Annotated in this window: 14 protein-coding genes; 3 read left to right on the top strand and 11 right to left on the bottom strand. The window is 64.1% G+C overall.

What is annotated here, in order from left to right:
- Positions 1 to 5: 5 nt before the first annotated feature.
- Positions 6 to 596 (bottom strand): hypothetical protein, encoded by a 591-nt coding sequence (locus tag GDH07_RS31450; protein WP_053137961.1) that lies wholly within the window; start codon positions 594 to 596, stop codon positions 6 to 8.
- Entirely contained in the window at positions 562 to 1,302 is a 741-nt protein-coding gene (locus tag GDH07_RS31445; protein WP_152899811.1) for an SURF1 family protein, read from the bottom strand. The genes GDH07_RS31450 and GDH07_RS31445 overlap by 35 nt, the downstream gene beginning before the upstream one ends.
- Positions 1,303 to 1,372: 70 nt before the next feature.
- On the opposite strand from GDH07_RS31445, the gene GDH07_RS31440 reads away from it, so the two are divergent.
- Positions 1,373 to 1,576, top strand: coding sequence for a twin transmembrane helix small protein (locus tag GDH07_RS31440; RefSeq protein WP_022642262.1), 204 nt, complete (start codon positions 1,373 to 1,375; stop codon positions 1,574 to 1,576).
- A 6-nt stretch (positions 1,577 to 1,582) separates the two neighbouring features.
- Here the strand turns inward: GDH07_RS31440 and GDH07_RS31435 are convergent, their stop codons facing one another.
- From GDH07_RS31435 to coxB, 4 genes are all read right to left on the bottom strand, one after another.
- Entirely contained in the window at positions 1,583 to 2,470 is an 888-nt protein-coding gene (locus GDH07_RS31435; RefSeq protein ID WP_022642261.1) for a cytochrome c oxidase subunit 3, read from the bottom strand.
- Between the two features lie 33 nt (positions 2,471 to 2,503).
- The gene (locus GDH07_RS31430; protein WP_085593941.1) at positions 2,504 to 3,064 is read right to left on the bottom strand and encodes a cytochrome c oxidase assembly protein; all 561 of its coding nucleotides are present in this window, start codon (positions 3,062 to 3,064) and stop codon (positions 2,504 to 2,506) included.
- 72 nt (positions 3,065 to 3,136) lie between these two features.
- Complete coding sequence (gene ctaD / locus GDH07_RS31425) at positions 3,137 to 4,732, bottom strand: cytochrome c oxidase subunit I (protein WP_022642259.1); 1,596 nt, start codon at positions 4,730 to 4,732, stop codon at positions 3,137 to 3,139.
- Between the two features lie 82 nt (positions 4,733 to 4,814).
- Positions 4,815 to 5,942 (bottom strand): cytochrome c oxidase subunit II, encoded by a 1,128-nt coding sequence (gene coxB, locus GDH07_RS31420; protein WP_031320870.1) that lies wholly within the window; start codon positions 5,940 to 5,942, stop codon positions 4,815 to 4,817.
- A 423-nt stretch (positions 5,943 to 6,365) separates the two neighbouring features.
- Between coxB and GDH07_RS31415 the strand changes: the two genes are divergently transcribed.
- The gene (locus tag GDH07_RS31415) at positions 6,366 to 7,016 is read left to right on the top strand and encodes a hypothetical protein (protein WP_022642257.1); all 651 of its coding nucleotides are present in this window, start codon (positions 6,366 to 6,368) and stop codon (positions 7,014 to 7,016) included.
- Between the two features lie 66 nt (positions 7,017 to 7,082).
- On the opposite strand, the gene GDH07_RS31410 is transcribed toward GDH07_RS31415, so the two are convergent.
- From GDH07_RS31410 to GDH07_RS31395, 4 genes are all read right to left on the bottom strand, one after another.
- Positions 7,083 to 8,615: a SulP family inorganic anion transporter gene (locus tag GDH07_RS31410; protein WP_053137899.1), complete on the bottom strand. Its 1,533-nt coding sequence runs from the start codon at positions 8,613 to 8,615 to the stop codon at positions 7,083 to 7,085.
- A gap of 91 nt (positions 8,616 to 8,706) precedes the next feature.
- Positions 8,707 to 9,444, bottom strand: a complete 738-nt coding sequence (locus tag GDH07_RS31405) for a carbonic anhydrase (protein WP_022642256.1) — start codon at positions 9,442 to 9,444, stop codon at positions 8,707 to 8,709.
- 218 nt (positions 9,445 to 9,662) lie between these two features.
- Positions 9,663 to 10,721 carry a PA0069 family radical SAM protein gene (locus GDH07_RS31400; RefSeq protein WP_152899810.1) on the bottom strand — a complete coding sequence of 353 codons (1,059 nt, stop codon included), beginning with the start codon at positions 10,719 to 10,721 and terminating at the stop codon, positions 9,663 to 9,665.
- A 102-nt stretch (positions 10,722 to 10,823) separates the two neighbouring features.
- On the bottom strand, positions 10,824 to 11,741 hold the full coding sequence (locus tag GDH07_RS31395) for a ribosome-inactivating family protein (protein WP_178124136.1): 918 nt from the start codon (positions 11,739 to 11,741) through the stop codon (positions 10,824 to 10,826).
- 170 nt (positions 11,742 to 11,911) lie between these two features.
- On the opposite strand from GDH07_RS31395, the gene GDH07_RS31390 reads away from it, so the two are divergent.
- Positions 11,912 to 12,268 (top strand): hypothetical protein, encoded by a 357-nt coding sequence (locus GDH07_RS31390; protein WP_152899808.1) that lies wholly within the window; start codon positions 11,912 to 11,914, stop codon positions 12,266 to 12,268.
- 45 nt (positions 12,269 to 12,313) lie between these two features.
- Here the strand turns inward: GDH07_RS31390 and GDH07_RS31385 are convergent, their stop codons facing one another.
- A complete protein-coding gene (locus GDH07_RS31385; RefSeq protein WP_152899807.1) occupies positions 12,314 to 13,618 on the bottom strand; it encodes a c-type cytochrome in 1,305 nt (434 codons plus the stop codon).
- Between the last annotated feature and the right edge of the window lie 12 nt (positions 13,619 to 13,630).

Here is a 13,630-nt window from a genome sequence, read left to right as displayed (position 1 = left end):
TGCCCTCATCCGATGTTCGACAGTTTCAGCAGGTGGCGCAGGTCGTCGAGCAGGTCCTTGCCCTTGACCCCGGCGTCATAGCGCAGCACCAGGTTGCTGTGGGGGTCGACGATCCACAGCTGCGGCGCCTGGGAGTCCCTGGCGCCCTTGGCGAAGGTCGCCAGGTCCAGCGGGTAGCGCTGCAATTGCGGGTACTCGCGCTGCAACCTGGCCTCGAACCCGGCGTCCAGTGGCTGGGCACTGGCCAGGGCATGGCTGGCCCGCGAGGCATCGCGGCCCAGGGCCACCTGGAGCTGGCGCGCCAGGTACACCAGTTGCTGGCAATCCTCAAGGCAGCCCCGGGGCGCGGTGACCAGGATCTGCCACCGGTTGTCCTCGGCGAAAACCCCGATCTGCGCGCGAGTCTGGCCATTGCCGATCATCTCGCCGTGGTAGCTGCGGCTGTCCGGCACCCAGAACTGCAGCTTGTACATGCAGGTGGCGAGGATCATCGGGCCGATCACCATCAGCACGATCAGCACCAGTTGCCAGCGACCGCGCCGCCGGCTGGGCATCCGGGTTTCAGAGATGTTGGGTGGATTCATGGCCGTTCCCATGGCGTTTCTCCCTTGCGTTGTGCCAGCCGAAGTAGCCGTAGAGGAGCAGCAGCGCCACGGCCATGGCGAACCATTGCGCCGCGTAGGCCTGGTGCTTTTCCGGGCCCATGGCGACCACGGGCCACTGTGTGAGATAGGCGCCGGGGCCGGATTCCTGGCGCACCTCATGGGCAAAACCTGTGCGGCCCAGCTCAGCCCACAGCTTGTCCGGCGCCACCGCCGTCACCAGCCGGGGCCAACTGGCCCCCGCCGGATCGGCATGCAGTTGGAACGCCGCCCCCGGTGCGACATAGACCCAGGCCTCGAGGTCCAGGCTCTGCGAAGGGGTGTCGAAACGCGGCGGCGTGCGCCGGTCGGGCCAGGGCAGCCAGCCACGGTTGACCAGCAACCAGCGGCCGCTGGCCTGGTCCAGGAAGGGTTGCAGCAGCTCGACCCCGACCTTGCCCTCGTGCATGCGGTTATCCAGCAGCAGGCTGTGCTCGCCATCAAAATGCCCGTGCAAGCGCACGCGCGCGAAGGCCGGGTCCGGCGCCTCCAGCAGCTCGAACAACGGCACCGGCGCGGCCGTCCGGCGTTCGGCATAGCTGTCCAGCAACTGGCGCTTCTGCTCGCCACGCCCCAGTTGCCAGAACCCCAGCCAGACCAGCACCGGCAGCAACGCAAGCACCACCAGGGTCGGCACCAGGCCCGGGCGAAAGCCCTTCATGACCGCGCCGCAAGCTTGAGAAATCCACTCGCTATACTGACTTGCATCGCGCTTCCCCCCGGAGTCCAGCATGCTCAAAGCAGCCATCGTCCTGATGCTGATTGCCACGGTTATCAGCCTGTTCAGCGGCCTGTTCTTTCTGGTCAAGGACGACAGTCAATCCAAGCGCCTGCTGACCTCGCTGAGTATTCGGGTGTGCCTGGCCGTGATCACCGTGGGCTTGATCGCCTGGGGTTTCTTCAGCGGCCAGCTAGTGTCCCATTCCCCCTGGTAAGGCTGTTCAGAGCACGTAGACGAAAACGAACAGGCCGATCCACACCACGTCGACGAAGTGCCAATACCAGCTGGCGGCCTCGAAGCCGAACTGGTGCTCGGCATCGAAATGCCCACGCATCACCCGCATCAGCATCACGAACAGGATCAGCGTGCCGATGGTCACGTGGGCGCCGTGAAAGCCGGTGAGCATGAAGAAGGTCGCGCCGTAGATCCCCGAGCCCAGGGTCAGGCCCAGCTCGTGGTAGGCATGGATGTACTCCTGGGCCTGGAAACCCAGGAAGGCACAGCCCAGCACCACGGTCAGCGCCAGCCACAGCTTCAGCGCCCCGCGATGGCCCTTCTTCAGGGCGTGGTGGGCAATGGTCACGGTGACGCTGGAACTCACCAGCAACACGGTGTTGAGCAGCGGCAGGCCCCAGGGGCTGATGGTGCCCTTGGGCGATGGAAACAGCTTCGGATCGGGGTTCTCGAGCAGCGGCCAGACGAACTGGAAATTCGGCCACAGGGTGTGGGCGATGCCCTTGTGCCCCTCGCCGCCAAGCCAGGGCCCGGACAGGTGCCGCACGTAGAACAGGGCGCCGAAGAAGGCCAGGAAGAACATCACCTCGGAAAAGATGAACCAGCTCATGCCCCAGCGAAACGAGCGATCGAGCTGGGCACTGTACAGGCCTGCGCGGCTCTCCTTGATCACCGCGCCGAACCAGCCGAACAGCATGTAGGCCAGTAGCAGGCCGCCGACGAAGAAGATCAGCGGGCCGTGGGATTCCGGGCGCGCCGCCTTGAGGTCGTTGAACCAGGTCGCAAGGCCCGCCACGGTGATGAACATGCCCAGCGTGGCGACGATCGGCCACTTGCTCTGGGCGGGAACGTAATAGTGCTCATGAGTCGCCATTGATTGTTCTCCTTATCGGGCACGCCAGGGCGCCTAGCCGCCAGTCTTGGCGGCGACCGCCACCGGGGGATGACGCGCGGTGATATCGAACAGCGTGTAAGCCAGCGTCAGGTGCTTCACATCCTTGGGCATGTCGCGATCGACGATGAAACGCACCGGCATCTCGATCTGCTCACCGGGTTGCAGTACCTGCTGGGTAAAGCAGAAGCACTCGGTCTTGTGGAAATACACCGCCGCGCTGCTGGGCGAGATGCTCGGGATCGCCTGGGCGCTCATCGGGTGGTCGCTGGGGTTGCGGGCGATGAAGATCATCTCGTTCACCGCCCCCGGGTGGACCACGATGTCATCGGACTTGGGGTAGAAATCCCAGACCATGTCGATGGCGTTGGTGGACAGGAACTGCACCCGCACCTGACGCGAGGCATCGACCTGCTGCTGTTGTGCATCCTGGTACTGCCCGCCGGTCTTGCCATTGATCCCCAGGGCCTTGCACATCACGTCGTAGATCGGCACCAGGGCGAAACCGAAGACGAACATCGCCACCACCACCAGCAACAGGCGCGTGACCAGCTTCTTCAACGAGATCTCAGCCATCCCGATACCCTCCTGCAACAAGTCGGGCGGCGCGCGGCGCCGCCCTGGAGAACAGGCCCGCGCCCGCGCGGGTCATTTCACTTCCGGCGGTGTGACGAAGGTGTGGTAGGGCGCTGGCGACGGAATGCTCCACTCCAGCCCCTCGGCGCCTTCCCAGGGCTTGGCCGGGGCCGGCGCGCCGCCGCGAATGCACTTGATGACGATGAACAGGAAGAAGATCTGCGTCGCACCGAAGGTGAAGGCACCGATGGACGACACCATGTTGAAATCGGCGAACTGCAGGTTGTAGTCCGGGATCCGGCGCGGCATGCCGGCCAGGCCGACGAAGTGCATGGGGAAGAACGCCATGTTCATGCCGATGAAGGACAGCCAGAAATGCAACTTGCCCAGGGTCTCGTCGTACATGTGCCCGGTCCACTTGGGCAGCCAGTAGTAGGCCGAGGCGAAGATGCCGAAAATCGCCCCGGGCACCAGTACGTAGTGGAAGTGCGCCACCACGAAGTAGGTGTCCTGGTACTGGAAGTCCGCCGGGGCGATGGCCAGCATCAACCCGGAGAAACCGCCGATGGTGAACAGGATGACGAAGGCCACGGCGAACAGCATCGGCGTCTCGAAGGTCAGCGCGCCTTGCCACATGGTGCTCACCCAGTTGAACACCTTGACCCCCGTGGGCACGGCGATCAGCAAGGTGGCGTACATGAAGAACAGCTCGCCCACCAGCGGGATGCCCACCACGAACATGTGGTGCGCCCAGACGATGAACGACAGGAAGGCGATGGCTCCGGTGGCGTAGACCATCGAGGTGTAGCCGAACAGCGGCTTGCGGCTGAAGGTGGGGATGATCGAGCTGACCGCGCCGAAGGCCGGCAGGATCATGATGTACACCTCGGGATGGCCGAAGAACCAGAACACATGCTGGAACAGGACCGGATCGCCACCGCCGGCGGCGCTGAAGAAGCTGGTGCCGAAGTGGATGTCCATCAGCATCATGGTCACCACGCCCGCCAGCACCGGCATCACCGCGATCAGCAGGAACGCGGTGATCAGCCAGGTCCAGACGAACAGCGGCATTTTCATCAGGGTCATGCCCGGGGCGCGCAGGTTGAGAATGGTGGCGATCACGTTGATCGCCCCCATGATCGAGCTGATGCCCATCAGGTGGATGGCGAAGATGAAGAAGGTCACGCTCTCCGGCGCGTAGGTGGTCGACAGCGGCGCGTAGAAGGTCCAGCCGAAGTTCGGTCCGCCCCCAGCCATGAACAGGGTCGAGAGCAGCAGCAGGAAGGCCGCCGGCAGCAGCCAGAAGCTGAAGTTGTTCATCCGCGGCAGGGCCATGTCCGGCGCGCCGATCATCAGCGGGATCATCCAGTTGGCCAGGCCGACGAAGGCCGGCATCACCGCGCCGAAGACCATCACCAGGCCATGCATGGTGGTCATCTGGTTGAAGAACGCCGGCTCGACGATCTGCAGGCCGGGCTGGAACAGCTCGGCGCGGATCACCATGGCGAAGGTGCCGCCCACCAGGAACATGGTGAAGCTGAACCACAGGTAGAGGGTGCCGATGTCCTTGTGGTTGGTGGTCAGCACCCAGCGCATCAGGCCCTTGGCCGGCCCGTGGGCATGGTCATCATGGCCGGCATGGCCGTGGTCATCGATCACAGCACTCATGTCCTGTCTCCTGCACGCGAATGGACTGGACGATCGGCGGCGGCGCGCCGCGACCGGTTGCGCAGATACCCAAGAAGCCGGCTCATTTGCTTTCCGCCTGTTTCAGCGCCAGGACATCCTTGGGCGTCACCATGTCACCCTTGTTGTTGCCCCAGGCGTTGCGTTCGTAGGTGACCACGGCGGCGATATCGACTTCCGACAGCTGCTTGCCGAAGGCGGCCATGGCGGTGCCCGGCTTGCCGTGGAACACCAGGCTCAGGTGAGCCTCCTTGGGTCCGGTGGCGATCTTCGAGCCCTTGAGCGCCGGGAACATCGGCGGCAGGCCCTGGCCCTCGGCCTGGTGACAGGCCACGCAGGTGGTGTGGTAGATCTTGTCGCCACGGGCCACCAGTTCGTCGAGGGTCCATTCCTTGCTGGTCAGCTCCTTGAGCTTGGCGGCCTCGGCCTTGCGCTCGCCCATCCAGGCGTCGTAGTCGGCCTGGGACTTGACCTCCACCACGATCGGCATGAAGCCGTGGTCCTTGCCGCACAGCTCGGCGCACTGGCCACGGTAGATGCCGGGCTTGTCGACCCGGGTCCAGGCTTCGTTGACGAAGCCGGGAATGGCATCGCGCTTGACCGCGAAGGCCGGCACCCACCAGGAATGGATGACGTCGGCGGCGGTCACCAGGAACCGCACCTTGGCGCCCACCGGCAGCACCAGCGGCTGGTCGACCTCCAGCAGGTAGTGCTCGCCCTTGGCGCTCTTGTTGTGGATCTGCTCGGCGGGGGTGGCCAGGTTGCTGAAGAACTCCACATCCTGGCCCAGGTATTTGTAGTGCCACTTCCACTGGTAGCCGGTGATCTGCACATCCACATCCGGCTCGCTGGTGTCGTACATCTTGATCAGGGTCGCGGTGGCCGGCACGGCCATGGCCACCAGGATCAGGAAAGGGATGATGGTCCAGAGGATTTCCACCGTGGTGCTTTCGTGGAACCTGGCCGGGACCTGGCCGGTAGAGCGACGGTGAACGATCATCGACCAGAACATCGCGCCGAAGACGATGACGCCGATCACCACACAGATCCAGAAGATGGTCATGTGCAGGTCGAATACCGCGTGGCTTATCTCGGTAGCCCCAGGCGCCATATTCACCGTCCAGGCGGCTTGCGCCTGGCTGAATATCGTCCACAACAGGAGGCCCATCCAGACTTGTGGATGTCGCTTCATTGCGGGTTCCCCTTATCGTTCTTGTTATCCCGCCGGCTATACACCTGCGGCAAGGGAGCGACTGCCTAGACTACGAACTTAGACCATCGAGCCTCGCTGCAATTGCAGTCGGGCATCATCAGCTAACTTCATACATTGGCGAGTATAGCCAGCGACTCTCACCTCGCAACGCAATGGCGTAAACCTGCTGAAACACCCCATGGAGGCTTTGCAGGCCACGGTAATCAAGGGATTGACGAAAAAGAGGGGGTGCGACGATATAACGCACCCGACTAAGTAATAAGTGAATATTACAAATATGTCTTAAACACTTTGATGAGCAGGCTAACTTATGTTCTCCCCCGAGGGATGGTCGCTAATGGGCGGCAGGCCGTCATCCCACCTCGGTTGTCCCGATCGACCGCCCTTGTTCCTGGAGCTTTCATGAACACCGCCGCATTACGCGAGCAGATCCTATTGGCTCAACAGCACGAAGCCAGCACGGGCCACCTGGCCCGCCAACTGGAAGCGCAGCTCCCTCACCTGCACCCCGCCATCCTGCTGCCCGAAGTCGACGCACAAGGCGTCATGACCCGTTTCGTCAGCGCATACATCGATCAGGTGCCAGACCTTCTGGACGCCGCCAACGCCGTTGCCCGTGAAGCGGGCATCGAATCGCAGATCAAGCCGGTGCTCAAGATCGCCGAGCAGTTCTTCCTCCAGCCGCCGGCCATCATGGCCGGGCATGTCGGCCTCGACGGCCTGCTGGACGAAGCCTACCTGGCCCTGCGCCTGGTAGAGGAAGTCAACGACCTGTACATCAAGCATTTCGGCCGTCCACTGATCCCCCTGGACATGACGGTCGCCAATCTCATCGCCCATCAGCTGATCGGCGAGACCTTTGCCAACCAACTGGACGAAGCCGTGCATCACGCGGTCGACGCCATGCTCGACGAAGACAGCTTCGCCCTGGAGTCAGTGGAAACCTACCGCGACCGCCTCGGCAGCCCCGACACCGAGGCAGCCTGGAAACGCTGGCCGTGCCTGTCACGCCAGCTGGGCGTGGAACTGGAACTCGACCAGCCCGCCGCCTGACCCACTCCTCGCCGGCAAGGCCCACCGTGGGCCTTGTGGCGAAGGGCCTGGCGCCAGGCCCATGCTTCACTCGCGTACCGCCACGCCCATCCCGCCGACACCGCTCAAGCGTCCCTCCAGGCGCCGTTTCAGGCCCCGGGACTCGATCACCAGCCGCGAGCCCTTGGCAGCGCTGGCCCGCTCCCATTCCTCCAGCAACTCCAGGCACGCATGGTCGATGTAGCCCAGGTGGTTGAGCGGCACATGCAAGGTCGTCCCCGCCGGCACCGTGGCCAGGACCTGGCTCAACGCGGGCACCTTGAGGAAGGTCGCCGTCCCCACCAGGCGCAGTTCCATCTGTCCCGCCTGGGGCAGGTCGACCAGGCTGATCTTCAGGCGCGCGGCCTGGAACGCCAGCTTGAGCAAGGTCAGGGCGAAACCCACCAGCACACCGGTCAACAGATCGCTGAAGACGATCGCCAGGGCCGTCACCGCATAGGTGAACATCGGCATCCGCCCGTAGCGTCCCAAACCACGGAAGGCCTTGAGATCCACCAGCTTGAAGCCGGTGTAGACCAGCACGCCGGCCAGGCTCGCCACCGGGATGCGCTGCAGTACGCTGGACAGCAGCAGGACGAACCCCAACAGCCACAGGCCGTGGAAGATGGTCGAGTAGCGCGTGCGGGCACCGGCCTGGACGTTGGCCGAACTGCGCACTATCACCCCGGTCATCGGCAAGGCGCCCAGCAGGCCGCAGAGCATGTTGCCGGTGCCCTGGGCCGACAGCTCGCGGTCGAAGTCCGAGCGCTGGCCGTTGTGCATGCGATCCACAGCAGCAGCCGAGAGCAGCGTCTCGGCACTGGCGATGAAGGCCAGGGCCACGGCCGCTACCAGCAGGGCCGGGTCCGCCAGGTGCAGCAGGTCGCCAGGACGCAACCAGTCGATGGCCTCGGCCATGCTCGCCGGCACCTCGACCCGGTTCACCGGCAGCGCCAGCAGCAGGCTGGCCAGGGTCGCCAAGCCCACCCCGAGCAGCGCCCCGGGGACGAAACGCAGCGCCTGGGGCCGCCACTTGTCCCAGCCCCACATCACCGCGATGGTCGCCAGCCCCAGCAGCCCGGCCTGCCAGCCCAGGCCATCGAGGGCCCGGGACAGCGCGGCGGGAAAGCCGGCGAGGTTATCCAGCCCCGAGGCCTGGGGCGCGGCATCCACCAGCACATGGACCTGGGACAACACGATCAGCACCCCGATACCCGCCAGCATGCCGTATACCACTGCCGGCGCCGTGACCCGGAACCAGCACCCCAGGCGCAGACGCCCGGCCAACCACTGCAACAGCCCGGCCAGCAACAGGACCGGCCCGAGCATGGCTACCCCATGCAGGCGCACCAACTCGAAGACCAGCACCGCCAGCCCCGCGGCCGGGCCGCTGACCTGCAATGGCGATCCTGCCAGCCAACCCACCACCAGGCCGCCGATGATCCCGGTGATCAGGCCCTTGGCCGGCGGCAGGCCCGAGGCGATGGCGATCCCCATGCACAGGGGCAGGGCCACCAGAAACACCACCACCGAAGCCAACAGCTCCCGTGGCAGGACACTTTTAAGCTGTGCTGCACGCATGACAACTCTCCCGACATTTTCTTCAGGCGTGGCAAGGCCGGACTGCTCCCAAGCAGCCCAGGCCAAGACCTCACAAGGAATTGAGGTGGATTCAGAAACGCGCTTTGGGCGTCGCCACGGGAATCGGATGGCTACCGTCGAGCGGCAGGAAACAGCTCTTGTCCGCGTCGTAGGCCTTGATCGAGCTGGTCTCGATGTCATAGACCCAGCCGTGGATGAACAACTGGCCGTTGGCCATGCGCGAGGCAACGGAAGGATGGGTACGCAAGTGCTGCAATTGGGCGATGACGTTCTCTTCGGTCAGGACATGCATGCTCGAAGGCTCGTCGGCGCACGAGCAATTGTCCTGGACCATGGTCCGGGCCACTTCGGCGTGGCGCAGCCAGGCCCTGACCGTGGGCATCTTTTCCAGGCTCTGCGGGTTGAGCACGGCGCGCATGGCCCCGCAGTCCGAATGCCCGCAAACGATGATGTGGTGCACGCCCAGGGCCATTACCGCGTATTCGATCGCCGTGGATACACCACCGTTCATCTGCCCGTAGGGCGGCACCACGTTGCCCACGTTGCGGGTCACGAACAGGTCGCCAGGGGAACTTTGGGTGATGAGTTCGGGAACGATCCGCGAATCGGCACAGGCGATGAACATCGCCCTTGGCCGCTGGGCCGTGGCGAGTTTCTTGAACAACTCTTGCTGCTGCGGAAAGACTTCATGATGAAAATGCAAAAAACCGTCGACTATATGCTGCAGCGCTGCATCGGCGGTCTCGGCGGAACCGTTGGTAGGGGCTGGAGCCGACGCAGCCAGCGGCTGTTTATCCTTGTCACTCATGATTGATTCTCTCTGTCGGATTTGGTGAATGTCCCAGAATGATCCGGCACGACGCCAACGGCTGATCAAAAAACGACCGAACCGTCGGAAGTGACATCCAAGTCACTTGATGAGCAAGGTAGCCGTGAAAACTTAACTCAAACTGAATGCAGCGCTCTAGAACGCCACTATGGGCCGCGAAACGATGGGCGGCACATCCGTTCGCAAAAGCCGCGGGCCTACAGCAACGACATCTGCCTGCCCGGCGGACAGAATGCCGAGCAGTCCAGGTCGAAACCGCCACGACGATCGAGCCCCAGACGCTTGAGTGCCTTGGCAAAACGCTGGGCCAGCAGGTCGGCGAACGGGCCCTCGCCGCGCATGCGGCTGCCGAAACGGCTGTCGTAGAGCTCGCCCCCGCGGCTCTGGCGGATCAGGCTCAGGACATGGGCCGCCCGCTGCGGGTAATGCGCCGCCAGCCATTCCTCGAACAGCGGCGCCACCTCAAGCGGCAGGCGCAGCATCATGTAGGCCGCGCTTTGCGCGCCGGCGGCCTGGGCTTCGGTCAGCAGGGCCTCCAACTCGCTGTCGTTGATCATCGGGATCATCGGCGAGCACAACACCCCCACCGGCACGCCCACTCCACGCAATACCCTGATCGCCCGCAGGCGGGCCTTGGGCGCTGCGGCCCGGGGCTCGAGGATGCGCTTGAGTTCATCGTCCAGGGTGGTGAGGCTGATCATCACCGCCACCAGCCGCTGCTGGGCCAGCTCGGCCAACAGGTCAAGATCACGCAGGATCAGCGAACCCTTGGTGACGATGGTCACCGGGTGCCGGTAGCGCAGCAGCACCTCCAGGGTGCGCCGGGTCAGCCGTTGTTCACGCTCGATGGGTTGGTAGGGATCGGTATTGGAACCCAGGTTGATCGGCGCGCACTGGTAGCCGGGTTTGGACAGCTGCTGCTCCAGCAGGGTGGCGGTATTGCTCTTGGCGATCAGCCGGGTTTCGAAGTCCAGCCCCGGCGACATGTCCCAGTAGGCATGGCTGGGCCGCGCATAGCAGTAGATGCAGCCGTGCTCGCAACCGCGATAGGGATTGATCGAGCGATCGAAGGGCAGGTCCGGCGAATTGTTGCGGGTGATGATCGACTTGGCGGTTTCCAAGCGCACCTCGGTGCCCTGGGTCAGCGGCACTTCCTGGTGCCAGCCATCATCCTCGGCCACCGAGCGGTTGGGGGCGAAACGGTTGTGCGGGTTGCTCGCGGTGCCGCGACCGCGGGGCGGCAGGGGGCTGGACATGGGGGCGCTCCATTACTGTATGCGCATACAGTAATGGAGCTGCGATAAGCTGCCTAGCGCCGTCGAGCAGAACGTTTCACGGGACCTCTCGCCGGCCCGGCTTCACTTCTTCAGGGTCAGCAAGATGCCCAGCGAGCCACTGACATCCTTGTAGTCCTTGAATGTCTTGGCCTCGGACGTGTTCGGCGCGATGGTCACGGGCGTCACTTTCTCGCCCTTCTTGGGGGCATAGCTGGAAAATGCCAGATCGCTCAACTTGCGCCAGCTTTCCATCAAGTCGATGTTGTAGCTTTTCACTGGCTGCCCCTCTGCCTCCTTGACAATGTTCTGCTGGATATCGCGACCGATGGAGTACTTGAAGCGTGAGCCTTCGATGAACATGGGGATGACGACCAGCAGTGCCTTCTTGGCGCCCTTGCCCTCTTTACCACCGCTGGGATCCAGCGCGAGCTTGTTGAGTGAACTGGTGAGCACCACCCATCCATAGTTGATGTCGGTCCGATCAACCTCCTTGGTTTCCAGTTGCTGGTAGCTCCCGCCAAAGCTCAACTTCACCTTCGGCTTGAGATCAGGGCCGGTCTGGTCCTTGAGCTCGTAGTAAGTAGCGCCAACCTTATAGCCGACCACATACAGGTCCCGTAGATTGATATAGAACCTGACGACCTCTTTCTGGTTGTCGTCCAGGAACCTCAGGCTGGCAAACTTGCCACTCGCGGCAACCTGGCTTTCCGTCACTGGGTTGAGCACACCCTTCCAGTCCAGCGCTTTGGCCAGTTGCTTCTGGACCAGCGTCAACGCGCTCTCGTACCCTTTGGCAGTGTCCGCGTTGTCCTTGGTCGGCATCGAACAGGCGATGTCCAGCGGCGCCTTGGTATCCGGCACGCTGCACACATCACTGGCAAATGCCCCCTGGGCCAGGAACATCAGCGCGCCCGCCAGCCACCACGTGCCTTTGCCTCTGGAACGCAGCGCAGCGCCCCGGGACAGTGAGCTTCCTGTTTCAACTTCAGAGCTATTCATGTTCGCCTCCATGGCGTGTTCGGTAAGATCGCAGCAGCCCTGGACACGACTGCCTGACTCGGCGGCGCAGCCATGCCGAGGGGGAACAGACCCCGCAGCACACTAATCAGGACACCCTGCAGGCCGGCAGCCGGAAAGGCTTCCCGAGCGGCAATCAAAGGAGCACGGCAATGCCCAGGACACCCGGCACACTGGAAAAGATCTTCTATGCGGCGCACGCCTACCTGCCGAGCTACGGGCAAGGCGCCGACCTGATCATCGTCAGGGCCGCGGATGGCCAGCTCTGGGGCCTGGCCTGCGAGTTCGACCTGTGCACCCGGGACATCCGGCAAGCCGCGGTGAGCGGCCTGCAGCCCTTCGATGCAGCCGAGGCGAAGTTCGCCGAGGCGCAATGGAGCCCTCACCACGACGACATCGGCCTGCTACCCGCGAGCTGGGAAGACCTGATGAACGCCGGATTGGCAGACTGCATCGCCGGCTACCAGCTACAAAGCCAGCTGGGGATCCAGCCATTCCCCGGGGGCTGAAGGCCCACGTCGAACCGGCGCCTGTTGCGGGCGCCGGTCCTGCCACTAGTGACGTGGAATCACGTTGCCCAGGTCGTCGTTGGAGGTGCTCTGCAGGCGCCCGTCACGCAGCCCTGCCACGTCCGCGGCCTTCACCGGCGCGCCCTGGTTGCCCCAGCTGCTGCGGATGAAGCTGACCACGTCGGCCACCTCCTGGTCCGACAACCGCCAGGCGAAGGGCGGCATGGTGAGGGTCGACGGCGCGCTGTGGGTGGCAGGCAGGGTGCCGCCCTTGAGCACGATGTTGATCAGCGAGGTGGCGTCCTCCGATTGCAGCACCGGGTTGCCGGCCAGCGCCGGGAACACCCGGGTGTAGCCATGGCCATCGGTACGGTGGCAGGCGGCGCAGTTGTCGATGTACACCGAGGCGCCCGGCTTGCTGTCGTCGCCTTTCCACAGGGCGTCGGCCACTTGCTTGTCGTACTGGTGCGGCTGGTCGGCGGGATCGTTGGCCGGCAGCGACTTGAGATAGCGGGCGATGGCCGTCAGGTCCTGGTCGCTCATGTACTGCATGCTGTGGACCACCACATCGCTCATGCCACCGAACACCGCGCTGCGATCGCTGCGACCGGTCTTGAGGAACTGCACCAGTTGCTCTTCGCTCCAGCTGCCCAGGCCGTCCTTGTGATCGCCACGCAGGCTCTTGGCGATCCAGCCCTCCAGCGGTGCGCTGCCGGACAGGAAGGCACTGCCTTCACTGGCGCTCAGGGCCTTCTCCTGCATGGTCAGCGCCCGTGGCGTATGGCAGGCGCCACAGTGGCCCAGGCCTTCCACCAGGTAGGAGCCACGACTTATCAACGGGTCGCTGTCGGCAGCCACGGCGGCTGGCGCCACGCTCGGGGCGAACATCCAGCGCCAGATCGACAACGGCCAGCGCATGCTCAGGGGCCAGGGAATGTCGCTGTCCTGGTTGTCCCGTACCACCGGCGCCACGCCGTGCATGAAGTAGGCGTAGAGCGCCTGCATGTCGGCGTCGTTGACCCGGGCGTAGGACGGGAAGGGCATGGCCGGGTACAGCGTGCTGCCGTTCTTGGCCACGCCATGGCGCACGGCCTGGTCGAAGTCCTCGAAGCTGTAGTCGCCGATACCGGTCTTGTCCGGAGTGATGTTGGTGGAATAGATCACCCCGATCGGGGTTTCCATCGGCAGGCCGCCGGCGAACGGCTTGCCGTCCTTGGCGGTGTGGCAGGCGACGCAGTCACCGGCACGGGCCAGGTATTCGCCCTGCTTGACCAGGGCCTGGTCGACCTCGGCGGCCTGGAGGGAGGCGCTGCCCAATAGCGCCAGGCTGGCGATAACGAGTGCTTTCATGGTCATCGCTCC

The sequence above is a fragment of the Pseudomonas piscis genome (genome assembly GCF_009380155.1).
Taxonomy (GTDB): domain Bacteria; phylum Pseudomonadota; class Gammaproteobacteria; order Pseudomonadales; family Pseudomonadaceae; genus Aquipseudomonas; species Aquipseudomonas piscis.
Note: the sequence above shows the minus strand (reverse complement) of the source record. Positions and strands in the feature narration are given on the sequence as shown.